Below are 22,087 nucleotides of genomic sequence, written 5' to 3'. Positions count from 1 at the left end.
GCTCCCGGAAGGAGAGATTGATGTTCGATTTGACAGGCAGGACAGCGCTGGTGACCGGCGCGACCGGCGGCATTGGTGGGGTGATTGCGCAAGCATTGCACGGGCAGGGTGCGACGGTGGCAATTTCCGGCACGCGCCGCGACGTGCTGGAGTCGTTTGCCGGCAAGCTTGGCGATCGCGTCCACGTGCTGCCCTGCAATCTCTCCGACAGCGCGCAAGTCGAGGGGCTGGTGCCGGCGGCGGAAGCCGCGATGGGGCAGGTCGATATTCTGATCGCCAATGCCGGCATCACGCGCGACAATCTTTTTGTGCAGTTGCGTGACGAGGATTGGGATGATGTCATCCAGGTCAATCTGACTGCGACTTTCCGTCTCGCCCGCGCCGCAACCAAGCTGATGATGCGCAAGCGCTTCGGCCGGATTATTGCGATCACCTCGATCGTCGGCGTGACCGGCAATCCCGGCCAGGCCAACTACACCGCGTCGAAGGCGGGAATCATCGGCCTGATCAAGACGCTGGGCGCGGAATACGCCAAGCGTAACGTAACCGCCAATTGCATCGCGCCGGGCTTCATCAAGACGCCGATGACGGATGCGCTCAACGACAAGCAGCGCGAGACCATCCTGGCAAAGGTTCCTGCAGCGCGGCTGGGGACGCCCGAGGACATCGCCGCGGCGGCCGTCTATCTCGCCTCGAACGAGGCGGCTTACGTCACCGGCCAGACGATTCACGTCAACGGCGGAATGGCCATGATTTGAGCGAGTTATTGCCCCGATCAATGCGGCCAAAGGCCGTTTTCCGGGGTGGGTGAGGCTTGTAGTCAAGGCTTGGGAAGTATGGTAACCGAACCCCCGACGGATGGGCAAACAAGGCCATTGCAGGATTTTGAAACCCTGTATATTGGCGTGGCGACGCCTGCCGTTCGCCGGGGCTTTGTCGGCTACCACCGTGCCGAATCAAGACTATGCGCGATAGCGAAGGAAGTTTAACGACCACGATAGCTCGTAGCGTCTCTGTAGCGTCTTGGGGTCGGGTCCAATGGAACAAGCACGAGGTTGAAGATGAGTGAGATTGGCGAGCGGGTTAAGAAGATTGTGGTCGAACACCTCGGTGTTGAACCCGATAAGGTTGTCGACAACGCAAGTTTCATCGATGACCTCGGCGCCGACAGTCTCGACACCGTCGAGCTTGTGATGGCATTTGAAGAAGAGTTCGGTTGCGAGATTCCCGACGACGCCGCCGAGACGATTTTGACCGTTGGCGACGCGACGAAGTTTCTTGAGAAGAACGCGAAAAGCTGACGTCCCGGGCGGGTAGAGACAGAGCCGGACGGGCCGTTGTCGAACGGTCCCCCGGTTTCTTGTTTTGGGCCGCCGGTTTCGGCCTGGAGTTTCTGACATGAGACGTGTTGTCGTCACGGGGCTGGGCATGGTTACGCCGCTCGGCTGCGGCGTTGACACAACGTGGACGCGCATCCTCAACGGCCAGAGCGGCGCCAAGAAGATCGACACTTTCGAGGTCGCCGATCTCGCCAGCCAGATCGCTTGCGTGATTCCGCGCGGCGACGGCTCGGACGGCACGTACAATCCCGACCAGTGGATGGAGCCGAAGGAACAGCGCAAGGTCGACGACTTCATCGTCTTTGCCATGGCTGCGGCGCGCCAGGCGCTCGACGACGCCAACTGGCATCCTTCGGCCGAAGAAGACAAATGCGCGACCGGTACCCTGATCGGCTCCGGGATCGGCGGCCTGTCCGGCATTGCCGAAACGTCGCTGCTTTTGAAGGAGCGTGGGCCGCGCAGGGTATCGCCTTTCTTCATTCCGGGACGATTGATCAATCTCGCTTCCGGCTATGTCTCGATCGAGCACGGCCTCAAGGGCCCCAACCATTCTGTCGTGACCGCCTGTTCGACCGGCGCGCATGCGATCGGCGACGGTGCCCGCCTCATTGCGCTTGGCGACGCCGACGTCATGGTCGCTGGCGGAACGGAATCGCCGATCTGCCGGCTGGCAATGGCGGGCTTTTGCGCCGCCCGCGCGCTCTCGACCGGTTATAACGATGCGCCGCAAAAGGCATCGCGTCCCTACGACAAGGATCGCGACGGGTTCGTGATGGGCGAGGGCGCGGGCATCGTCGTGCTCGAGGAATACGAGCACGCGAAAAAGCGCGGTGCGCGAATCTATTGCGAAGTGGTGGGCTACGGCCTGTCGGGCGACGCCTATCACATCACCTCGCCGTCGCCGGATGGCGATGGCGGCTTCCGCAGCATGAGCGCGGCGATCAAGCGCGCCGGAATCGCGGTATCCGATATCGACTACATCAACGCCCACGGCACTTCGACGCAGATCGGCGACGAGATCGAGCTCGGCGCCGTGGAGCGGTTGCTTGGCAACGCCGCCTCGAAGGTGTCGATGTCGTCGACGAAATCGTCGACCGGGCACCTGCTCGGTGCTGCCGGCGCGATCGAGGCCATTTTCAGTATTCTTGCGATTCGCGATAACATTGCTCCGCCCACTATCAATTTGGAAAATCCGTCGGTGGAAACGGCGATCGATCTAGTGCCGCAGACGGCGCGCAAGCGCGAGATCAACGTCGCGCTGTCGAATTCCTTCGGTTTCGGTGGCACCAACGCCTCCGTGATCGTTCGGCGTGTGGCTGACTAACAAGTGTTTCGAACTACTCCACCGTTTTGCCGTATTCGGCGATGACTTCTACACGTGGGCGTATGCTATCGGCTGGGCAGGGGGATTGCCGGGCTGCGATTGAACCGGCAGGATTCAGGTTGCATCGATGAGTGAGAGGCCGCCCATTTCGCCACGAAGTCCGCGCGCTGCGCTGGAGCCGGAGCGGGTGCCGCCACCGCCGAAGCGGTCGGAGCGCGCCCGCAATCCATTCGTGGTGGTCGGCAATGCCATCATCACCATCCTGATCATTCTCATGATCGGGGCGGGGACAGTCTATTATTACGGCAGGCAGATCCTGGAGACGCCGGGCCCGCTCAAGGAAGACAAGATCGTCAACATTCCCGCGCGGGCCGGCAAGCGCGACATCGCCGATGTGCTGCTGCGCGAAGGGGTGATCAACGTCAATCCCTGGGCATTCATCGGCGGTGTGTTTGCGCTGAAGGCGAGCTCCGACCTCAAGCCCGGCGAGTATTCCTTCCAGAAGAATGCCAGCCTGCGCGATGTCATCGCCACCATCGTCGAGGGCAAGGTGGTGCAGCACGCCGTCACCATTCCCGAAGGCCTGACCTCCGAACAGATCGTGACGCGCCTGCTCGACAACGACATCTTCGCCGGCTCGGTGCGGGAAATCCCGCGGGAAGGTACGTTGCTGCCCGAGACCTACAAATTCCCGCGCGGGACCACGCGCGAGCAGGTGATCCAGCGCATGCAGCAGACCCAGAAGCGGGTGCTTGCGGAAATCTGGGAGCGCCGCAATCCGGATGTTCTGGTCAGGTCGCCGGAGCAGCTGATCACGCTGGCCTCGATCATTGAGAAGGAAACCGGCCGGGCCGACGAGCGCAGCCGCGTAGCGGCGGTATTCACCAATCGCCTGCGACAGAGGATCAAGCTGCAGTCGGATCCGACCATCATCTACGGCCTGGTTGGCGGCAAGGGAACGCTGGGCCGGCCGATCAAGCGCAGCGAGATTACGCAGCCGTCGCCCTACAACACCTACGTCATCGAAGGCCTGCCGCCGGGACCGATCGCCAATCCGGGCCGCGCGTCGCTTGAAGCCGCCGCCAACCCGGCGCGCACGCGCGACCTGTTCTTCGTGGCGGATGGAACGGGCGGGCACGCCTTCACCGAAACCTACGACGCGCACCAGAAAAACGTCGCCAAGCTCCGGGCGATGGAAAAGCAGATCCAGAACGACACCGTCGAACCAACAGAGGATGCGCCGCCGCCGACGGCGGCCGGCGGCGCGCCGGCCGACACTAATCCGACCGCGACGACGCGGCCGGGAGGGCAGAAAAAGCCGCCGCGTCCGGCAACACCCCCGGCGCCTGCGGCGGCACCGGCACCGGGCCGCCAGGGCGCCGCGCAGTCGACCACGACGCCGCCGGTGGTTCAGCGCTAAGGCCGGGGTTGTGCAGGTGTTCCGGCGACCGTCGGAACACAATTCCACTTTGGCGGAAATCGGCTTAAGGTCGCGCCGTCCCTATCGAGTCTCGAAATCCCAGGAAAGTGTTACGCGATGGCGCTATCGAGCATGACCGGTTTTGCCCGGAGCCACGGCGCCAGCGGTCCCTATACGTTCGAATGGGAATTGAAGTCGGTCAACGCCAAGGGCTTTGACCTGCGGTTGCGCCTGCCGCCCGGCTGGGATGAACTGGAAGCGTTGGCCAAGAAGCGCGCCGGCGAGGTGCTGTCGCGGGGCACGGTCTATGCCAATCTCAACGTCAAGCGCGCCAACGCGGTCTCGACCGTGCGCATCAATGAAGACGTGCTCGCTTCCGTCGTGAAGGTCGCGGGCGAACTCGCCGCCCGGATCGATGCGGTGGCGCCCAGCATCGACGGGCTGCTCGGCATCAAGGGCGTCATCGAGGTCGTCGAGCCCGAAAGCGACGAGGCGGAAGACAAGGCGGCAAGGGACGCGGCGGCCGCCGCCTTCGAGCAGGCGCTCGGCAACCTCGTCGAAATGCGCCGCCGCGAAGGTGCGACGCTTGGGCAAATCCTCAATCAGCGCATGGATGAAATCGAGAGGCTGGCGAAGAAAGCCGAGGCCGCGCCCGGTCGCAAGCCGGAGGCGATCAGGGCGCGCCTTGCCGAGCAGGTGGCGGCGCTATTGGAAACTTCCGAACGCTTCGACGCTGACAGGCTCAGTCAGGAAGCGATCCTGATCGCGACCAAGGCCGACATCCGCGAGGAGCTCGACCGCATCGCCTCGCATGTCGCGCAGGCCCGCGAGATGATCGGCAAGGGCGGACCGATCGGGCGGCGGCTCGACTTCCTCGCCCAGGAATTCAACCGCGAGGTCAACACCTGCTGCTCCAAGTCGAACGATCTGGAATTGACCCAGACCGGGCTCGAGATGAAGAACGTGGTCGAGCAATTCCGCGAGCAGGTCCAGAATCTGGAGTGACGGATGGTGGCTTCTGGTTTCGACGGGGTTGAGCGGCGTGGGCTGATGTTCGTGCTGTCGTCGCCGTCCGGCGCGGGCAAGACGACGCTGTCGCGTCTTCTGATCGAGCGGATGCCGGGTCTGAGAATGTCGGTGTCCGCCACCACGCGGCCGATGCGGCCAGGCGAGGTCGACGGCCGCGATTATTTCTTCGTCGACAAGCCAAAATTCGAAGCGATGGTCGAGCAGGGCGAATTGCTGGAATGGGCGACCGTGTTCGACAACCGCTACGGCACGCCGCGCGCGCCGGTCGAGGCCGCACTGTCGGCCGGGCAGGACGTGCTGTTCGACATCGACTGGCAGGGCACGCAGCAATTGCGCGAGAAGGCCCGCGCTGATGTCGTCAGCGTTTTCATTCTGCCGCCGTCCGCCGCCGATCTCGAGAAACGGCTGCATACGCGGGCGCAGGATTCGGACGAGGTCATTCGCGGGCGCATGAGCCGCGCCACCCACGAACTCAGCCATTGGGCGGAGTACGACTATATCGTCGTCAACCAGAACGTCGATGAAGCCTTTGCCGAGGTGCAGTCGATCCTCAAGGCAGAGCGGCTCAAGCGTGAGCGCCGCACGGGTCTCACCGAGTTCGTTCGCAAGCTGCAGCGGCAGCTGGAAAAATAGCCGACGCTTTCGTTTCGGTCAGGTCTGCGCGCTGCGGGCGAGGCGGGCCAGCATTTCCGTCACCTGCTGTTCGCGCTCCCGATCCTGCGGCACGCGCGCCCGCTCCTGAGGTACGCGCACTCGCTCTCGCTCTTGGGGTACGCGCGCGCGCTCTTGGGGTACTCGCACGCGCTCCTGCGGCATGCGGGCGCGCTCCTGCGGCACACGCGGCCACTCCTTGGGCACGCGGGTTTGCTGCACGGTCTCGGTGCGGCGCAGCCGGGCATCCTCGCCATGGAACATCGGCTGGGGCGAGGGCTGGGGCGCGCGCCGGGTGCGAGCGGAATCCCACATCTTGCCCCGCTTCTTGCGCATGGCGCGGCGTGCCCGCATGCGGCCGATCCTCACCATTGCACTGACCGTGATGCCGGCCAGCGCGAGCGCGGCGGCCACGACGAGAAACAGCATCTGCAGCGACGCGGTCGGCTTTGCCGGCACCGCCACCGGTTCTGCCGGGGCGGGCGTAATCTGATCCACTGCGGGCTGCTGCACTTCCGCAGCCGGCGGCGGCTGGTTTGCGGGCGTCGCGGCGGCGGCGACCTGGATAGCGGCCGGCGTGGTCGAAACGCTCGCGGCGGTCGGAGCATCGTTCCAGCGCATCGACGACAGCGGCGCCGGGGCCAGCACGTTCGGCATGGCTGCGCGCGGGCTGTTCTGAGCGAGCACCGTGCCGGTCGTGGGCGGCTCGGCTCTGGCGGGCTCGGCGCGGGCCGGCTGGGACACCCATTCGGCGCGCGCGTCGGAGATCGATTTGCGTGGGGCTGGCTGTGGCTGCGGCGCTTCTGCTGCGGCCGAAGACGGCGCAGGCGCCGAGGCAGGCGGTGCGGCACGCGCGAACTTGTCGTCGGCCTTGTCGTTCTCCTCGCGCAGATACCAGCACTGGCGCTTGGTCGTGCGATCGATGCGATAGTACCAGTGGCTGCCCGCAGGCGTCGCGCCCTTCGGCGCGGACAGGCAACTGTCCGCGGCCGCCTGGGCCACTTGCACGCCGGCTTCCGCCGCTGGCTCCGCCGCTTGGGCCCGGAGATCCGTCACAGTGGCCAGATTGGTTGCTGCCACAATGCCAGCAACGAACGCCGGGACGAATTTCACGGAACGGTACGACATCGATAACCCCGGCAACGCTACGCAACGCGACGCTTGATGCGCCCAATCTGGTCAGAGACTTGGGTCGCAATGAGCCGCAATTTCGGAGCGGTTGGGGTTTAATTGGGGCTTGCGCGCTGCCTCATATGAGGCAGGCTAAGGCCATGAAAGATCTGTGGAAAACTGGCTTCTATTGTTTAGAAGCAGTCCAACGTCCGGAACATCCGTCCGATCGCACGAACGAGCCGGAGCCGCTGCGGCCCGAGAAACGCCCGGTACTGGTCCAGCTCAAGCCCTGGACGGATCCGCCGCTCCGCGTCGCGCCATTGGCGCTGACCGATCCGGAGCTCAATTCGCCGGAAATACTGCCCCCGGAGATGACGAATCGCTCGGTGGCGCTGCCGCAGGGCGTGCCCACGGCAACGGAAACCCATGAGCCGTCGAAATTGCCGCCGCCACCGCCGCTGCCTTCACCGCCGCTTCGGCGCGACGCCCGTCGAGGCTCGTCGGATTCGGGCTTGGCACGGCGCACCGGTTTTGAGGGTTCGACCGTGCGCGGCGCCTCGCGCGAACCGGACAGCGATTTTTCGTCGTTGCCGATGCTGCCGCCGGCGCTGCCGGATTGCGCCAGCGCGGCGCTGTTGATCGCAACCAAAATTGCGAGTGGGAGGAGGCCAATTCGAAGCGAAGGTTGAGCCGAGTATTTCATAATGAAATGTTCCACAATTCCCCGGCTGTGATGGACAGCCGCGCTATTGCTTGGATGCTGTCCATCGGCCGCTGCATCCATCGGATTGCCGGAAAGTCCCGGAGCCGCTGCGGCCGGAAAGTCGGCCGACGCTGGTGGCGGTGACGCCGCTGGAATTGTTGATCGCGCTGACTGCGCCGTTCGGGCTGACCCGTCCGCTCACACCCTGCCCAATGATTCTGCCGCTGCTCACCACGACAGCGTTGCGGCTGCTGCCAGAGCACGTGGTGCCCACACTGTTGACGACCCACGCGCCGTCGAAACTGCCAACACCTCCACCGCTGCCCTGCGAAGCGCGGCGCGGCTCGTCCACCTCGGGCTTGCTGCGCCGTGCGGGCTTTTCCGATTCAGTTGCGCGGGGCGGCTCGCGCGAGCCGGACAGCGATTTTTCGTCATTGCCGATGCTGCCGCCGGCGCTGCCGGATTGCGCCTGCGCAAGGCCGGAGCCGAACGCGAGCGTGATCGACAATGCGAGGAGAACGGTCCAGATCGAATGGCGGGCGGCATCTTGCATGAACAGGTGCTTCCAAATCTCTTGAACAAAAATTCTAGCGGCCCGATCCATCCGCACAGACCGCGCCAATAATACGGCAAGATTTGCCAGCCTTGCCGCACTCGTCAAGCGCCGCGTCCCTGGCGCGCTGAACGGTGTCGCGCTGAACCAGCGACCAGGATTTTCCCGAAATCGCGAACGCGCCGCACCGCGCGCCGTAAAAACTCAGCTCGACCGGACATTTGCTGGTGCCGCAATTCTTCAGCGCATCATCGATCGCCGCTCGCCGCGACGAATGATTCCACGACATGCCCCATTTGTCGCTGTCGGGGCCGAACACGATCGAGCCCCACGGCTTCAGGTCTTCCATCTTGCGCAGCCGCGTCAGCACGCCTTCGGTGGCGTCGCCGGTCGGCGTCATCTTCACCTTCTCCTGAAACTTGGAGATCGCGGCGCGCATGCCGTTCTTGCTGTCGAGCGGCTCCGGATCGTAATTGAGCTCGAACAGGCGATCGCTCAATTCGCGCAGCAGGATGGGATCCTGGATCGGCGTGCGGTCGGGATCAGGGCGCAGCGTCGAGGTCAGCGGTTGAGGCGGTGGCGCGACGGCGACCTGCTGGGCTGATGGAGCAGGCGGCACGAAATAGAAATTGCCGTCGATCGGCGAGGACGACACCCAGGGCTGCTGCGATCCACCGGTCTGGCGTTTTACGGCAAGGCCGACCTGGTTGAAGGTCTGGAAGATATCGAGCCCGGCCTGCTTGATCGTCGTGGCAAGCGCCCTGGTGTAGGGACTGTGGCCGTCGGTGCCGTCGAGCGCGACATTGCCGGGCTGCGTCGCATAGGAGATCAGCGTGCCCTCCGGCGCGCGCATTTGCGCCAGACCGCCGTCGGAGGCGCGCAAGCCGCGCGCGCCGAACGGATTGTTCCGGCAGGCATCGAGGATCACCATGTTGAGCCGCGTGCCCGAGCCCTGCATCTGGCGCAGCACGAGATTGACGTCCACCATCTGGAAATCGACATCGGCCTCGCGCGTCGGATTGGCGCCGACCGGCACCAGATAATTCGAGCCGGACACCTGCACGCCGTGGCCGGCATAATAGAACAGCGCAACATCGGCGCCCTGGACCTGGCGGCCGAAATTCTGCACGGCGATATCCATCGCCGGCTTGTCCAGATCGAGCTGGGCACGGCCGCCGATCAGCGTGAAGCCGAGCGAGGCCAACGTCTCCGCCATCAGCGCCGCATCGTGGCGCGGGTTATCGAGCCGGGTCACGTTGTGATAGGCGGAATTGCCGATGACGAGCGCAACGCGCTTTTCGGCGGCGGCAGGCGTAACGAACAGCAGGGCGACCAAAACCGCCAGCGCCGCGATTTTCCAGATTTTCCCGCCGAAAGCCCCGCGCATAATCAAATAAAACCCATAATGAAACGACGACAGATTATCAGGCCGCGCGCGCTGCGAAAAGCGGTGCGGCAGTGCAAACAGGGGCTCATAGGGATTGTGCCGGTGCTCCGATGCGCGGATAGTTGTTTTCGATAGGTGCGACCGGCGGCTGGATACGACATTACGATCTCGCGGCGCGGGTGGCGCCCGAAGTTATGCGATCTACGATGCCCTCCTGAGATAGAGGGCGCAGGGAAAGCCGGGTGCCCATGACACCCGCAGTCGTGCGCAAGAATGCACACGGTGGACCGCAGGTGCGCCGGAACACCCGGCTTTCCCTGCACAGTGGTTTTAACGGCTTATGGCGCGCTCTCCCCGGAGACGAATTCCTCTTGCCTCCGTCGCTGACGGATTGGCGATCGATCGAAGGCCCGGTTGGACCCGACAATCTCCATCAGCTTGACACCAGCAACGGGTGCCAGAACCACACGCTTTTGCCGTCCGCAGCTTCCTCGAGCCATACGCCTCGACCGGCCCGTATGCTGCCGGAAGAAGTTTCGACTGAAGCGTTTAAGCGCCGGTCGTCTGCGCGCCATGTCCGCTCACGGAAGACCCGCCCTGCGAACACACCTCGCGCCCGACGCTGCCGCGTCCACCGCAACCCGTCCCAACGTTCGTGACGATGGCCAACGCCCCTCTAGCGGGACGGGATGGCAGGAGTTGTAGGTTTGATTTGGGTCACGCGTTAAGCGAAAAATTTTGAGCGAGGGGGAAATAAGTTTCTTGCCAGGAGGGGCAAATCAGTGATTGGGGCGCACGAGAAAATCGCGGGGGCGCGAAATCTCCATTGAGTGTCACCGTAATTCCCTGTCACTGCAATTATCGTGTCTCACTTATGGGTGCAGTCCAGGGCGGTCCAGCACAGTCACCGTAATTCCGCCCATAGGCAGCTGGCAGACCTCGCGTCCAATGCGAATTTTGCATTGGATGATGCAGGTGATGCGAATTAATCTGACAAGAGGTATCCACGACTAATTCGCGAGGCGCTGGAGCCTTACCGCCGCGCCGGAGATTCCGAAAAATGAAGTGCATCCCTGTCCTGTTGGCCGCAATGTCACTCGGCGTCATCCTGAACGACGGCGTATCCGCCGCAGGGACGGCCGACCTCGTCATCAGCGGCGGGACGATCTACACCGGGGCAGATGAAGCCCCGTTCGTGGGCGATATTGCGGTCACCGACGACAAGATCGTCTATATCGGCCCCCATGCCGGCGCGCCGACCGCAAAAACGGGCATCGACGCGCAGGGCATGATTGTCGCGCCCGGATTCATCGACGTTCACACCCATCCGGAGAGCTATATCCGCTCGAACGATGCGGCCAAGCGCCTGAACGCGCCGTGGCAGATGCAGGGGGTTTCAACCATATTCATTGGCGTCGATGGCAGGGGGGTGCCCGAGGTGGCCGCCGATCAGGCACAGCTCGAAGCGCAGAAGATTGGCACCAACGTCGTCAGCTATGTCGGTTTTGGCGCCGTGCGCGAGGCGGTGCTGGGCAAGGATGCCCGTGCGCCCAATCCTTCCGAACTGGAGCGCATGAAGCAGCTCGTCGCCAAGGGGATGTGCGAGGGCGCCATCGGCCTTTCCGCCGGCCTGTTCTATGCACCGCAGAGTTTCGCCCGCACCGACGAGGTGGTCGCGCTGGCCAGGGAGGCCGCCCGGCGCGGTGGCATCTACGACACCCACCAGCGCGACGAGAGCTCTTACTCCATCGGTCTCATGAACTCGGTGAGGGAGGTGCTGCAAATCGGCCGTGAGGCGGAAATCCCCGTGCATTTCGCGCACCTGAAAGCGCTCGGTATCGATCTGCAGGGACAAACGCCGGAAGTGATCCGCCTGATCGATGAGGCGCGGGCGACCGGTCAGAAGGTGACGGCCGACCAGTATCCATGGTTGGCGTCCAGCACCAGCCTCGACGCGGCGCTGGTGCCGCGCTGGGCGGTCGATGGCGGCTACGCGGCGATGATCCAGCGCTTCGACGACCCGACGGCGATGGCCAAAATTCGCGGTGAGATGATCGAGAATTTGCGCCGCCGTGGCGGCGCGGAATCGATCCTGCTGACCAGCATCGACCGGCCCTGGACCGGCAAGCGGCTGTCGGAAATGGCTGATACATGGAAGATCGAGCCGATCGACGCCGCCGTCAAGATTCTCCGCGCCAATGTCAGAGATTCGATCGCCTCGTTTAACATGATCGATAGCGACGTCGACCTGGTGATGAAGCAGCCATGGATCGTCACCGGTTCGGACGGTACCGATGGTCATCCCCGCCAGTACGCCACCTTTCCGCGGAAGTACGCTGTCTATGTGCAAGAGCGGCATGTCATCGACTTGAAGACTTTCATCCGGCAATCGACCGGCCTGTCGGCCGATATCTTCAAGCTCGATCGGCGCGGCTACCTGCGTCCCGGTTATTTCGCTGACGTCGTGGTGTTCGACCCCGCGCGCTACGCACCCAAGGCAGACTATGTGCGTCCGCGGGAATTGAGCGTCGGCGTGCAAACGCTGGTGGTCAACGGCGCGCTGTCCATTCAGGACGGCAAGATGACTGCCGTTGCCGCCGGCCGGGCGCTCAAGCACACGCCGCCGCCCGGGACTTGCCCTTAAGCGAGCGCCTAGAGCGGATTGGCCGAAGGCGTAATCCGCCAAGCCCTCAGGGTATGCTCTCCGGCCGCACATACCAGTCTTTGGAGGTCGCTTTCCTGTGCAGTGGGAAGGGATTGAACTGGTTGGCGAGGAAGATTTCGGAAAATCCCTGATCGCACGAACCAAAGCCAACGCTCGCGCACGGCGCTGAGTAGACCCGTAACCTGCCAGCACCCATGTGGGCCTGCCAATTGGCGGTCACGGCCTGCAAATTGCTCACGGTCACGTCGGGGCCCGAGCTGACTGAGCTCGTCGCGCCGGCGCGGTCCGTCGCCTGGGCTCGGGTCGAGTAGGTTCCTCCCGGCAGCCCGCATTCCTGGTATTTGAACTTGTCCTGGTTCACGCCTGCGGGTTTTCGTGCCCGCGTCCCCAGCTCGACTTCGACGCTGGCGAGCTGTCCCTCGGGATCGGATGCGGAGCCCGCCACCGTGATACAGTCGCCGCTGACCGAGGCGCTGCTGATCGTGACGCTGGGTGGGGCATTCGGCGGCGGCGATCCAAGCGTGATCGGATTGCCTGCTATGTTCGTGCTGGCGCCGTCGTTGTCTTTCGCGGTCGCGACCGGCACGTAGATGGCGTCCATATGCAGATTATCGAACGTCACGGCCCAATCGCTGGTCCCCGAAGCGGTTTTCGCTGGTTGAGGAAAGCGGCCATCGAGCCGCACCGTCACGCTCGCAACCGAGCCCGCGGAGGCGGACGCCGTCCCGTTCACGCTGATCGAATTTCCGGTGGCCTGAGCCGCGCTGATTGAGATCGACGGGGGTGGGGCTTCGAGGAACGGATGCGCCTTGAAGAAAGCCCATTGCAACTCGGTGGCGCTCGGCCCGGTTGGGTCGGCGAATTGTCCGCTGTTGTCGCCGACCCAATAGTGAGTACCGGTGCCGATGAAATCGCCACGCTTGCCTTCGTAAAAGACGGTCTCGACCACGGAGCGCTGCGGGCTGCCATACCTCGTCTGGGTGCAGGGCACGCCTTCAGCCGTACAATCCAGTGTCGCAGTCGGAGAGGGGCTAAGTCCGTAACGGCGGATCCAGGCATCCCGTATGTTTTCGGAGGCCAATTTATTCACCACGCAATCGTTGCGCGAATGAATGGCCATGATCGGAACTGGACGCTGCTCCTCGGGTTGCTGCTGCTCCGCTTTCATCGCGGCCACATTGGCGGAGACCGGCTTGAAACTGCCCGGATTGACGCAGACGAAACCTACTGCGGAGGAGGTCTCCGCGTAGGGCAAGCCCTCGACAGAGCCGGCCGCGGCAAAATAGTCGCTGTGAGCGACGGCGAGCGCCACCGACATTCCGGCGCCGGAGGACAGGCCGGTCACATAGCGACGGTTGGGATCGATCTTCAATTCGGCCTCGATCTCGCGTGCGATCTGGTGCAGGTCCTCGACCTCGCCGGCGCCCTTGTGAATGTGCTGGTCGAGAAAGAAGCCCCAGCAATTCGTCTCCCGCATGCCGTCATAGGAGGTGATGAAGGGATAAACCGCGATGAAGTTATCGCGCTCCGCCAGATCCTTGAAGCGCGTCTCGTTGATCATGTTGGCCTCGGTCTGGCGGCAGCCGTGCAAGATCATCACAAGCGGCACCGCATCCTGTCCCGTGTAGGTAGACGGCACGAAGACCTGATAGTGGCGATCGCGCGAACCTGCGTAGGATTTTGCCGTGAACACCTTCTGCCGCAACTCGCCGGCAGAAGCAGCTCCGCTGACCAGCCAGCAAAGAACGAGCGTCAACAATCGCCACAGGATGGGAAACATCGGACCCTCCGATCTTCAACGACACCGGTCATGCGACGCCGACTTTTGACATCCGATCAAAGTTTCGGCGTCACCAGATCGATAAGCCGTTGGCAGCGACAACAGTCGCATTGCGGCGATGGCGGTCGTGTGATCTAAAACACAGGTCCAAAGCATCTTTTCTTTGCGAAGAGACGGTGGAACAAAGGCAAGCTGAGAGGCGACGGAAAACTCCGCGGCCGGCGGACAGCGATGCTGCGGCAAGGATTACGGTGACAGTGCGCTTAATCCGCCGCCCGCGAAGCGCAATTGAGTGCACTGTCACCTTAATCCCAGTCTCGCAATTTGGGATCGGTTCGTTGCCGTGCCCCGGAGCGTATGAAGTAGTTGCGAAGTTGTCGTTGGCAGCTTCTTCGCTGGTCTGGTTTTGGGACGCGCTCGCAAGCGGCTTTGAGTCAAGGAACTCGAAAGTCGAGTAGGAGACCACCTGCTTTTCCTGCTGATCTCGCGGCAGCCGGCACGGATTCACTAGATAGAAACCATAGAAAATTATCTGGAAACTTTAGCGAAACAACTCGGCCGCTGGCGCGTCGGTTTGCCGGAGGGCAATCGTCATGACAGAGCGCCAGTTCAGAGAGCTAGAAACTGATATCGCGCGCTATCGGCTGCTGGAACGGGAGGTCACCGATCCACTTGCCGCGTGCCTGATCCACGTCATCATCCAGGAACTTGAAGCTGACCTTCAGAAGGATCGCGAGCCCGGTCAGCGACCTTGCCAGGGGTGACCAGCAAGCGTCGCCCGGCTAAACCAACGGGTCGTGCGAATGCGTGCCCGAGCCAGGCTCCGCGATATCCGGGCCTCACGTCCAGCAGGCCCGCATATCGCGTGCGCTCATGCGGTGTACTTGCTGCCTGGCGTTATAGACCACCTCGTCCTTCCCAGTACGTAGGCGTGCCGTAGTACTGGTGAGTGCGTGTTTCCCAGTCTCGATCCTGCCAGGAGTCATCACTGAACTCAGGCGCATCCCTCAGTTGTTGCTCGGTGATATCAGTTCGAAAACCAAGGAGCGATCTGTCATATTTCAGAGCGGCCCACGGGATGGGATAATGGCTATGGCCCAGCCCAACAAATCCGCCAAAGCTCATGACGGCATAGGCTACGCGACCTGACATCTTGTCGATGATGAGGTGATCGATCTCACCGATATTCTTTCCATCTGCTCCATAAACCTCGGTTCCATGAATGTCTTCGCTTGAGATGCACTGATGATCTGGATGGGCTGTTGCGCGGGCCATGGCTTCGGCTCCCTTCATAAGTGGGTTTTGTCGCCTTAACTCGGCCGCGACGGGGTCGTTCCTCGCGGCGAGAACATTTCACGGCGCGGCCAATAGTTCTTGTTGCGACGCAGGGAATTGCGATGAAAGCGCACTCAGCAGACGCTTAGGCTTCCCGGTACCAAGTTAAGTACACTGCAGCCGCAATTCGCGAGTGCTGTCGCTGTACTTCCGGCGTTACGCTCCGGATGTTAATCTGCCACTCCGGCCGCAAATGCCGTGAACAATGCCTTTCCCTGCGGCCAATCCCCAAGGTCGCTGGCCTCGTTGATGTGCCCGAGCGCTCCCACTTCGACAATGCTGCTGCCCCATTGGTTCGCTCTCTCGCGGGCATAGTCGACCGTGCCATATGGATCGTTCGCGCTCGCGACGATGAGTGAGGGGAAACGGAATTTGCTCGATGGCGGATTGGCGAAACGGGCGGCCTCGATGGGGAAGGCCTGCGCTTGCGGATCAGGGACGGCAGCGAGGAATGCGCCCGAGACCTGCGCGGTGGACGCCTGCTGCCAGTGGGCAACCAGAAGACAGGCGAGGCTGTGAGCGACAAGGATCGGCGGTCGTGACGCTGCGGCGACAGCGCGATCCAGCGCTTCGATCCAGTCCTTGAGGTCGGGCCGGTCCCAGTCGGCGGGCTGGAGGCGGCGGCAGCGCGGGTTGATGTTTTCCCATCGGGTTTGCCAGTGCTTCTCACCCGATCCGCCAATTCCTGGCAGGATAATGATGTCGGTCATGTCAGCTCCGTTGTTCTTGCAACGGGGCAGAATTGACGGCTTCCGCTCCGGGCTGGAATGGGCAATCATCGGAAAAGACGTCTTCTTGCCGATGGATTCAAGGTCTTCATGTCTTTTCGAGAAAGTTCTGTCCCCGCGCTGGACCCGACCGATGTTGCGATTATCGAAGCGATGCAGGAGGATGGGCGCATCGCGATTTCAGAGCTTGGCCGCAGAATAGGGCTCTCACAGCCCGCGACCTCGGAGCGGGTCAAGCGGCTGGAGGAGCGCGGAATCATCACCGGCTATACCGCCAAGATCAATCCGGCCGCGCTCGGCTTGCGGATGATGGCCGTCATCCGCCTGCGCACGACCCACGAGCATATCCAGTCCTGCCTCAAGCAGTTTTCCAAGATGCCTCAAATCATGGAGGTGCTGCGGCTGACCGGCGAGGATTGCTTCATTCTCAAGGTGTTCGTGCCCTCGCCGCAGGAGCTCGAAACGATCGTGGATACGGTCGCCCGGCACGGCGCGGTCACGACGTCGCTGGTCCTGCGCAGCGAGCCGCCAAAGCCGATCGGTCGCGCGCTGATGCGGAGAGGGGAGGCGTCTGCGCTCGATATATGACGGGCGTGTGTCGAGGCAGATTGAAATGCTGGGCTGGAGCAAATTGACGGGGTTGCCTATCTTGGCGGGAAGTGAAGTGGAACCGAAAGGGACGCGCGATGGCCAAGAACACAGCAAAGAACACGATTTGTCTCTGGTACGACAAGGACGCCGAGGCTGCGGCCCGCTTCTACGCCGAGACCTTTCCCGACAGCGCAGTGCACGCCGTCCACCGCGCGCCCAGCGACTATCCATCCGGCAAGGCCGGGGATGTGCTGACGGTCGATTTCACGGTTGCCGGCGTCGCTTGCCTCGGCCTCAACGGTGGTCCCGCCTTCAAGCACAACGAAGCCTTCTCATTCCAGATTGCCACCGACGATCAGGAAGAGACCGACCGCTACTGGAACGCCATCGTCGGCAATGGCGGGCAGGAAAGCGCGTGCGGCTGGTGCAAGGACAGATGGGGCGTTTCCTGGCAAATCACCCCGCGCGTGCTGATCGAGGCGCTGGCGGTTGGCGGCGCCGAAGCCAAGCGCGCGTTCGATGCGATGATGGAGATGAAAAAGATCGACGTCGCCGCGATCGAGGCAGCGCGGCGCGGCTGACGCTGCGGTTGCGGGCGGGGTTACGGCGGCAGGTGCGCTCAATCAAAACGCTGCGAGCGACGGCAGCCAGATCAGGCCCGCAATCGCGACCAGCGCGAATGCACCAAGCCGGTTGACGAGATCAGGATGCGTCAGGCGGTTAACGCCACGTCCCAGCATGGCGCCGAAGACGAGCCACGCAGCGCCGGCGGTGACGATCTGCAGCGATATCACGGTTAACCACGGCAACAATTCAAGCGGCGCAAGCTGAAGCGGCAACAGCAGGAAGGCGAAGATGATCGCTTTTGGATTGAGGAGGGTGGTGATGAGGACGTGGCTGAACGTTACTGCGGGGCCATCGCCGAACTCGCGCGAGCGGTGGCGCCAGAGCGTGACGGCGAGGCAGAGAATGTAGATCGTGACGATGGCGCGCAGGATGACCGCAACAATCGGGACGTCGAGCATCACGGGGCCGAGAACCAGCCGCAGCAATGCGATCGCCATGAGGTAGCCGCAGAGCTCGGCCGCCAGCAAATGCAGCGATCGGGAAATGCCGACGCCTGCGCCTGATGTGGCGAGCAAGGTGTTGGTCGGCCCGGGTACCGCCAGCAGGGAATAGGATGTCACGAGGAAGGTGAGGAAGGTCATGCAGCCATCTAACCGAGCTTGGGCTGCAGGATATTGATTTGCATCATGGGAGAGCGACGCGTTCGTCGTAACCGTCATCCCTGCGCAACGGCTTCGCCCGTCATGACCGGCCTTGTGTCCGCCTTCGCTAAAGCTTCGGCGGACTGGCACCTGAGCCCGGCGAAGCCTTGGCGTAGCCGGCTGCCGGGCATCCACGTCTTTGCTTCAATATAGCGAGAAAGACGTAGATGGCCGGGCATAGGCGAGCGGAAGCGACGCCGTCCTTCGGACGGCTATGACGGAAAAAGCTCACTCGACAGCCGCGCGTGCCGCTTCAGTTCTTCAGCACGATCCGCCCGACCACTTTCCCGGCGCGCAGTTCGTCGATCCATTTCTGGACGTCGGCCATCGGCTCTTCCTTCATCGGCGTCGGCTTGATCTTGCCGGCGCGGGCAAGCGCCATCAGTTCCTTGCCTTCGGCCAGCGTGCCGACCATGAAGCCTTCGATGGTCATGCGCTTGTAGACCCATTGCACCATCGGCAGGCTGAAACTGCCGCCCATCAGGCCGGAGACCACGACCTTGCCGCCGCGCGCGACCGTCGCAACCGCGAACGCCATCGATTTCTCGTTGCCGGCGAAATCGATGACGCCGTCAAAACCGCCTTCGGTCTCCTTGAGGATGCGCCTGACGACTTCCGGCTCGGCCGGATCGTAGGCGACCGCCGCGCCGTTCTGGAGCGCGGTCTCGCGTGCGGCGGGGGAGAGATCGGCGACGGTGATGTTCTGCTTGAACATCGCTTGCGCAAACGAAAGCCCCATCATGCCGACGCCGCCGAGACCGATCAGCAGCAGATTGCGCTGGCGCGGACGGTCGACCAGCCGCTTCAGCGCGCCATAGGCGGTCACCCCCGAGCACATCAGCGTCGCCGCCTGGTTGACCGGCAGCGGATCGTAGTCGAGCAGGTACTTGGCGTCGGGCACCAGCACGTGGGTGGCAAAACCGCCGTCGATGGAGACGCCGAGGAAGCGCTGCTTGACGCAGAGGTTTTCATCGCCAGCGGCGCAGTCGCGGCACTGGCCGCAGCCGATCCAGGGAAATACCGCCTGCTTCTTGCCGATCAGCTCCTTAGGCGCTTCGGGACCGACTTCATCGACGACGCCGGCGATCTCATGGCCGAGCGTGAACGGCAGCGTCATGCCGCGCGTGGTGTCGAGCCGTTTGCCGCCGCCGAGATCGGCATAGCCGTCCTGGATGTGCAGATCGGAATGGCAGAGCCCGCAGCGCTCGATGCGGACGAGGACTTCTCGGCCTTGCGGCTTCGGCGTGTCGATGATGGTCTCGCACAACGGCGCATCGAACTTGACGAGGGATTGACGGACCATTCGCGCCATGGCGTTCACTCCTTAGACGACATTTATTTTGTGTTTCGTATATCGGCCAATTCGCGGGCCATGGCAACAAAGCCGGAAATCGGAATGGTTTCGGCGCGCCGTGTCGGGTCGATCTGTGCGGCGGCAGCTAGCCTGGCCGGATCGACCGACAGCGATTTGAGGCTCTGGCGCAGCATTTTGCGGCGCTGGCCGAAGGCCGCGGCCGCCACCTGTTCGAGCGCGCGGCGGTCGCAGGGCTCAGGTGCCGTGCGCGGCAGCAGGCGCACCACCGAGGAGGTGACTTTCGGCTGCGGCACGAACGCGGCCGGCGAAATATCGAACAGGATTTTGGTCTCGCTGCGCCAGTTGGCGAGCACCGCGAGCCTGCCATAGGCCTCGTCGTTCTCTCTGGCGACGATGCGCTCGGCGACCTCGCGCTGAAACATCAGGACCATCATGTCGTACCAGGGCGGCCATGGCTCGATCGAGAGCCAATCCACCAGCAGCGCGGTCGCGATGTTATAGGGCAGATTGGCGACGATCTTGGCGCGCTCGCCACCGAGCATCGGGCGGGGATCGAAGGCTTGCGCGTCGGCATGCACGATTTCGAGCCTACCGGGATAGCGCTTGGCGATATAATCCAATGGCGCCAGCGCGCGCTCGTCGCGCTCGACCGCGATGACGCGTTTGGCGCCGAGCGCCAATAGCGCACGCGTCAGGCCGCCGGGGCCGGGGCCGACCTCGATGATGGTTGCGCCTTCGAGCGGACCTGCGGCGCGCGCGATCCGCGCGGTGAGGTTGAGGTCGAGCAGAAAGTTCTGGCCGAGCGATTTGCGGGCCGACAGGGAATGTTCGCGGATGACTTCGCGCAGCGGCGGCAGATCGTCGATCGCGCTCATTTAGGCTTGGTCGCCGCCATGCGCGCGGCGAGCCGCAACGCCGCGGCGAGACTGGACGGATTGGCCTTGCCGGTTCCGGCAATGTCGAAGGCGGTGCCGTGATCCGGCGACGTGCGAATGAACGGCAATCCCAGCGTGACGTTGACGGCGTCCTCGAACGCAATGGTCTTGATCGGGATCAGCGCCTGGTCGTGATACATGCAGATGGCGCAGTCGTAGCTCTTGCGCGCCGCGGCGTGGAACATGGTGTCCGCGGGCAGGGGGCCGCGGGCGTCGATGCCTTCCTGGCGCAGCGCCTCGACGGCAGGGGCGACGATGTCGATGTCCTCGCGGCCGAGCGAGCCGTCTTCGCCGGCGTGCGGGTTGAGGCCTGATAGCGCAAGGCGCGGACTAGCGAGGCCGAAATGGGCTTTCAGATCCGCAACCGCAATCCGGGCGGTCGCCACGATCAGGTCGGTCGAAAGCTGGGCCAGCGCCTCGCGCAGCGACAGATGGATGGTGACGGGAACGACGGCGAGCGCCGGCGACCACAGCATCATCACCGGCTGCGGCAGCTTCCCGCCATCGGCGGCCAGTTCGGCGAGAAACTCGGTGTGGCCGGGGTGGCGGAAGCCGGCGCGGTACAGCACGCTCTTGGCGATCGGGTTGGTGACGACGGCGCCGGCGCGGCCTTGCCTGACATGGTCGACCGCCTGGCGGATGGAGGCGAGCGCCGCGTTTGCGCTGGTGTCGTCGGGCTGTCCGGGCTGCGCGGTTGCGACTTCGCCGGTCGCGACCACGGGGAGGGCTTTCGCAAACGCCGCGCTCGCTTCCTCGGGGCAGGCATCTGCGAGTTCGACCGGCAATCCCAGGATCTTCGCACGCTCCGCGAAGAAGGCGCGGTCGCCGAGCAGGTAGAACGGCGGCAGGTCCAGCTCGCCGCGCCGCCGCCACGCTTCAAGGGCGATGTCGGGGCCGATGCCCGCGGGCTCGCCGGATGTCAGCGCGAGAGGCTTTGCCATGCATCAACGACATTCGATCATTGCGGCCTTGCGGAGATCGTTCAGATACGATTTCGACTTCGCCTCGTATTTCTGGGTGTACATCTTTTCCCGGATCTCCCGCTTCTTCGGCGTATCGATCTTGGTCGGCTTCCGTTCGCACAGCGCCACCATTTCCACGCCCTGCTTGGTGATTTCGGGCGGGGTCAGGCGGCCGACCGGCGTCTTGTCCAGGAGCTCGCGCAGCGGGCCCGGAATATCGGCCGAGGTCTTGGTGACGATGTCGCGGATCGCGGCGTTCTGCATCGACTTGAAGTAGGAGTTGGCCTGTTCACAGGACTGCACACGCTCGCGCAGGGATTCCGCCTCCTTGCGCCGCTGATCGATCGCGCCTTGCGCCGAGCCGCGCGGCACGATCAGCACGATCGGCTGCAGCCTGTATTCGAACGCGTCCACCTGGGTCGACTCGCCGCTTTGCTGGGCGGCAGCGTCCACGTCCTTTTCGCCGACCTGCAGGCTCTCCTTGTAGCGGCCGCGCACCAGGCTGCCCCAGACCATCTCGGCCTTGAGGCGGGCCTTCATCGTTTCCGCCCGGACACCCTGGCTCTCCAGCGATTTGGTCAACTGCTCCGGCGTAATCCGCATCCGCTGGCTCATTCCGGCATAGGCCTGATCGAGGTCGCTGCCGGTGGGATCGACGCCGTATCGCTTGGCTTCCTTGATCTTGACCTTGTCGCTGATCAGCTCGTCGATCACTTCCTGCCGCGGCATCTGCTTGCGCGTGGTCAGGAAGTTGAGCTTGGTGCGCTGCTCGATATCGAGGCTGGTGATGGGTTCGCCGTTGACCATGCAGGCCACCGTCTGCGCCTGCAGTGGCGAGACGCCGCCGGCCAGCACGGCGAGCGCGATGGCACAGCCGGCGGTCAGGGACCGAAGCCGGCGATGGAAAAGCGTCATGGTCGTCATGATCATGTCAGCCGTATCAACCAATCGTACCGCGTTGCGCGGCGTACTGTCCGGCAAGGTCGCG

General features: G+C 63.4%; 22 protein-coding genes. 10 read left to right on the top strand and 12 right to left on the bottom strand.

Annotated features, from left to right (window positions below; translation table 11 throughout):
• Positions 1 to 20: 20 nt before the first annotated feature.
• The 6 genes from fabG to gmk all read left to right on the top strand — a co-directional run bounded on the left by fabG (position 21) and on the right by gmk (position 5,746).
• Positions 21 to 758, top strand: coding sequence for a 3-oxoacyl-[acyl-carrier-protein] reductase (gene fabG, locus AC0QUY_RS16525; RefSeq protein ID WP_475387596.1), 738 nt, complete (start codon positions 21 to 23; stop codon positions 756 to 758).
• A 303-nt stretch (positions 759 to 1,061) separates the two neighbouring features.
• Complete coding sequence (locus tag AC0QUY_RS16520) at positions 1,062 to 1,301, top strand: acyl carrier protein (protein ID WP_008969609.1); 240 nt, start codon at positions 1,062 to 1,064, stop codon at positions 1,299 to 1,301.
• Positions 1,302 to 1,398: 97 nt separating this feature from the next.
• Entirely contained in the window at positions 1,399 to 2,664 is a 1,266-nt protein-coding gene (gene fabF, locus AC0QUY_RS16515) for a beta-ketoacyl-ACP synthase II (protein WP_475387595.1), read from the top strand.
• Between the two features lie 127 nt (positions 2,665 to 2,791).
• Entirely contained in the window at positions 2,792 to 4,084 is a 1,293-nt protein-coding gene (mltG, locus tag AC0QUY_RS16510) for an endolytic transglycosylase MltG (RefSeq protein ID WP_161854208.1), read from the top strand.
• A gap of 117 nt (positions 4,085 to 4,201) precedes the next feature.
• Complete coding sequence (locus AC0QUY_RS16505) at positions 4,202 to 5,089, top strand: YicC/YloC family endoribonuclease (protein WP_161854209.1); 888 nt, start codon at positions 4,202 to 4,204, stop codon at positions 5,087 to 5,089.
• Positions 5,090 to 5,092: 3 nt separating this feature from the next.
• Positions 5,093 to 5,746, top strand: coding sequence for a guanylate kinase (gene gmk, locus AC0QUY_RS16500; RefSeq protein ID WP_475387594.1), 654 nt, complete (start codon positions 5,093 to 5,095; stop codon positions 5,744 to 5,746).
• An 18-nt stretch (positions 5,747 to 5,764) separates the two neighbouring features.
• Here gmk and AC0QUY_RS16495 read toward each other — a convergent pair whose 3' ends face one another.
• The 4 genes from AC0QUY_RS16495 to AC0QUY_RS16480 form a co-directional block, all read right to left on the bottom strand.
• A complete protein-coding gene (locus AC0QUY_RS16495; protein ID WP_475387593.1) occupies positions 5,765 to 6,892 on the bottom strand; it encodes a hypothetical protein in 1,128 nt (375 codons plus the stop codon).
• A 169-nt stretch (positions 6,893 to 7,061) separates the two neighbouring features.
• Complete coding sequence (locus AC0QUY_RS16490; protein WP_475387592.1) at positions 7,062 to 7,661, bottom strand: hypothetical protein; 600 nt, start codon at positions 7,659 to 7,661, stop codon at positions 7,062 to 7,064.
• Entirely contained in the window at positions 7,624 to 8,133 is a 510-nt protein-coding gene (locus AC0QUY_RS16485; protein WP_161854212.1) for a hypothetical protein, read from the bottom strand. The genes AC0QUY_RS16490 and AC0QUY_RS16485 overlap by 38 nt, the downstream gene beginning before the upstream one ends.
• A gap of 34 nt (positions 8,134 to 8,167) precedes the next feature.
• Complete coding sequence (locus AC0QUY_RS16480) at positions 8,168 to 9,520, bottom strand: caspase family protein (RefSeq protein WP_475387591.1); 1,353 nt, start codon at positions 9,518 to 9,520, stop codon at positions 8,168 to 8,170.
• A gap of 1,060 nt (positions 9,521 to 10,580) precedes the next feature.
• Here AC0QUY_RS16480 and AC0QUY_RS16475 point away from each other — a divergent pair.
• Positions 10,581 to 12,164: an N-acyl-D-amino-acid deacylase family protein gene (locus AC0QUY_RS16475; RefSeq protein WP_475387590.1), complete on the top strand. Its 1,584-nt coding sequence runs from the start codon at positions 10,581 to 10,583 to the stop codon at positions 12,162 to 12,164.
• A 46-nt stretch (positions 12,165 to 12,210) separates the two neighbouring features.
• Here AC0QUY_RS16475 and AC0QUY_RS16470 read toward each other — a convergent pair whose 3' ends face one another.
• Positions 12,211 to 13,965, bottom strand: coding sequence for an extracellular catalytic domain type 1 short-chain-length polyhydroxyalkanoate depolymerase (locus AC0QUY_RS16470; protein ID WP_475387589.1), 1,755 nt, complete (start codon positions 13,963 to 13,965; stop codon positions 12,211 to 12,213).
• A 593-nt stretch (positions 13,966 to 14,558) separates the two neighbouring features.
• Here AC0QUY_RS16470 and AC0QUY_RS16465 point away from each other — a divergent pair.
• The gene (locus AC0QUY_RS16465) at positions 14,559 to 14,729 is read left to right on the top strand and encodes a hypothetical protein (RefSeq protein WP_475387588.1); all 171 of its coding nucleotides are present in this window, start codon (positions 14,559 to 14,561) and stop codon (positions 14,727 to 14,729) included.
• A 133-nt stretch (positions 14,730 to 14,862) separates the two neighbouring features.
• Here AC0QUY_RS16465 and AC0QUY_RS16460 read toward each other — a convergent pair whose 3' ends face one another.
• Complete coding sequence (locus tag AC0QUY_RS16460; RefSeq protein ID WP_161854216.1) at positions 14,863 to 15,240, bottom strand: PRC-barrel domain-containing protein; 378 nt, start codon at positions 15,238 to 15,240, stop codon at positions 14,863 to 14,865.
• A gap of 230 nt (positions 15,241 to 15,470) precedes the next feature.
• A complete protein-coding gene (locus AC0QUY_RS16455) occupies positions 15,471 to 16,010 on the bottom strand; it encodes an RBBP9/YdeN family alpha/beta hydrolase (RefSeq protein ID WP_475387587.1) in 540 nt (179 codons plus the stop codon).
• Positions 16,011 to 16,118: 108 nt separating this feature from the next.
• Here AC0QUY_RS16455 and AC0QUY_RS16450 point away from each other — a divergent pair, with 108 nt between their 5' ends.
• Positions 16,119 to 16,616 (top strand): Lrp/AsnC family transcriptional regulator, encoded by a 498-nt coding sequence (locus AC0QUY_RS16450; RefSeq protein WP_475387586.1) that lies wholly within the window; start codon positions 16,119 to 16,121, stop codon positions 16,614 to 16,616.
• Positions 16,617 to 16,714: 98 nt separating this feature from the next.
• On the top strand, positions 16,715 to 17,200 hold the full coding sequence (locus tag AC0QUY_RS16445) for a VOC family protein (RefSeq protein ID WP_475387585.1): 486 nt from the start codon (positions 16,715 to 16,717) through the stop codon (positions 17,198 to 17,200).
• Between the two features lie 42 nt (positions 17,201 to 17,242).
• Here the strand turns inward: AC0QUY_RS16445 and AC0QUY_RS16440 are convergent, their stop codons facing one another.
• The 5 genes from AC0QUY_RS16440 to AC0QUY_RS16420 form a co-directional block, all read right to left on the bottom strand.
• Positions 17,243 to 17,827 (bottom strand): LysE family translocator, encoded by a 585-nt coding sequence (locus AC0QUY_RS16440; protein ID WP_475387584.1) that lies wholly within the window; start codon positions 17,825 to 17,827, stop codon positions 17,243 to 17,245.
• 313 nt (positions 17,828 to 18,140) lie between these two features.
• Positions 18,141 to 19,199, bottom strand: coding sequence for an alcohol dehydrogenase (locus AC0QUY_RS16435; protein ID WP_161854221.1), 1,059 nt, complete (start codon positions 19,197 to 19,199; stop codon positions 18,141 to 18,143).
• A 23-nt stretch (positions 19,200 to 19,222) separates the two neighbouring features.
• A complete protein-coding gene (gene rsmA / locus AC0QUY_RS16430) occupies positions 19,223 to 20,077 on the bottom strand; it encodes a 16S rRNA (adenine(1518)-N(6)/adenine(1519)-N(6))-dimethyltransferase RsmA (RefSeq protein WP_475387583.1) in 855 nt (284 codons plus the stop codon).
• Positions 20,074 to 21,078 (bottom strand): 4-hydroxythreonine-4-phosphate dehydrogenase PdxA, encoded by a 1,005-nt coding sequence (gene pdxA / locus AC0QUY_RS16425; RefSeq protein ID WP_161854223.1) that lies wholly within the window; start codon positions 21,076 to 21,078, stop codon positions 20,074 to 20,076. The genes rsmA and pdxA overlap by 4 nt, the downstream gene beginning before the upstream one ends.
• Positions 21,079 to 21,081: 3 nt before the next feature.
• A complete protein-coding gene (locus AC0QUY_RS16420) occupies positions 21,082 to 22,023 on the bottom strand; it encodes a peptidylprolyl isomerase (protein WP_371419478.1) in 942 nt (313 codons plus the stop codon).
• Positions 22,024 to 22,087 lie beyond the last annotated feature (64 nt).

This window comes from Bradyrhizobium sp. WYCCWR15520, from assembly GCF_056174665.1.
The sequence above is the reverse complement of the archived record's forward strand: the minus strand, read 5'-3'. Positions and strand labels throughout refer to the sequence as shown.

Excerpts from the sequence above, each read along its gene's own strand:
- AC0QUY_RS16485 (WP_161854212.1), bottom strand. The coding sequence starts at position 8,133 with ATGCAAGATGCCGCCCGCCATTCGATCTGGACCGTTCTCCTCGCATTG.
- AC0QUY_RS16435 (WP_161854221.1), bottom strand. The coding sequence starts at position 19,199 with ATGGCGCGAATGGTCCGTCAATCCCTCGTCAAGTTCGATGCGCCGTTG.
- fabF (WP_475387595.1), top strand. The coding sequence starts at position 1,399 with ATGAGACGTGTTGTCGTCACGGGGCTGGGCATGGTTACGCCGCTCGGC.
- AC0QUY_RS16455 (WP_475387587.1), bottom strand. The coding sequence starts at position 16,010 with ATGACCGACATCATTATCCTGCCAGGAATTGGCGGATCGGGTGAGAAG.
- AC0QUY_RS16490 (WP_475387592.1), bottom strand. The coding sequence starts at position 7,661 with ATGGATGCAGCGGCCGATGGACAGCATCCAAGCAATAGCGCGGCTGTC.
- AC0QUY_RS16445 (WP_475387585.1), top strand. The coding sequence starts at position 16,715 with ATGGCCAAGAACACAGCAAAGAACACGATTTGTCTCTGGTACGACAAG.
- AC0QUY_RS16440 (WP_475387584.1), bottom strand. The coding sequence starts at position 17,827 with ATGACCTTCCTCACCTTCCTCGTGACATCCTATTCCCTGCTGGCGGTA.
- AC0QUY_RS16480 (WP_475387591.1), bottom strand. The coding sequence starts at position 9,520 with ATGCGCGGGGCTTTCGGCGGGAAAATCTGGAAAATCGCGGCGCTGGCG.
- AC0QUY_RS16460 (WP_161854216.1), bottom strand. The coding sequence starts at position 15,240 with ATGGCCCGCGCAACAGCCCATCCAGATCATCAGTGCATCTCAAGCGAA.
- AC0QUY_RS16475 (WP_475387590.1), top strand. The coding sequence starts at position 10,581 with ATGAAGTGCATCCCTGTCCTGTTGGCCGCAATGTCACTCGGCGTCATC.
- AC0QUY_RS16420 (WP_371419478.1), bottom strand. The coding sequence starts at position 22,023 with ATGACGACCATGACGCTTTTCCATCGCCGGCTTCGGTCCCTGACCGCC.
- AC0QUY_RS16520 (WP_008969609.1), top strand. The coding sequence starts at position 1,062 with ATGAGTGAGATTGGCGAGCGGGTTAAGAAGATTGTGGTCGAACACCTC.
- pdxA (WP_161854223.1), bottom strand. The coding sequence starts at position 21,078 with ATGGCAAAGCCTCTCGCGCTGACATCCGGCGAGCCCGCGGGCATCGGC.
- AC0QUY_RS16470 (WP_475387589.1), bottom strand. The coding sequence starts at position 13,965 with ATGTTTCCCATCCTGTGGCGATTGTTGACGCTCGTTCTTTGCTGGCTG.
- AC0QUY_RS16505 (WP_161854209.1), top strand. The coding sequence starts at position 4,202 with ATGGCGCTATCGAGCATGACCGGTTTTGCCCGGAGCCACGGCGCCAGC.
- fabG (WP_475387596.1), top strand. The coding sequence starts at position 21 with ATGTTCGATTTGACAGGCAGGACAGCGCTGGTGACCGGCGCGACCGGC.
- AC0QUY_RS16465 (WP_475387588.1), top strand. The coding sequence starts at position 14,559 with ATGACAGAGCGCCAGTTCAGAGAGCTAGAAACTGATATCGCGCGCTAT.
- rsmA (WP_475387583.1), bottom strand. The coding sequence starts at position 20,077 with ATGAGCGCGATCGACGATCTGCCGCCGCTGCGCGAAGTCATCCGCGAA.
- AC0QUY_RS16450 (WP_475387586.1), top strand. The coding sequence starts at position 16,119 with ATGTCTTTTCGAGAAAGTTCTGTCCCCGCGCTGGACCCGACCGATGTT.
- gmk (WP_475387594.1), top strand. The coding sequence starts at position 5,093 with ATGGTGGCTTCTGGTTTCGACGGGGTTGAGCGGCGTGGGCTGATGTTC.
- AC0QUY_RS16495 (WP_475387593.1), bottom strand. The coding sequence starts at position 6,892 with ATGTCGTACCGTTCCGTGAAATTCGTCCCGGCGTTCGTTGCTGGCATT.
- mltG (WP_161854208.1), top strand. The coding sequence starts at position 2,792 with ATGAGTGAGAGGCCGCCCATTTCGCCACGAAGTCCGCGCGCTGCGCTG.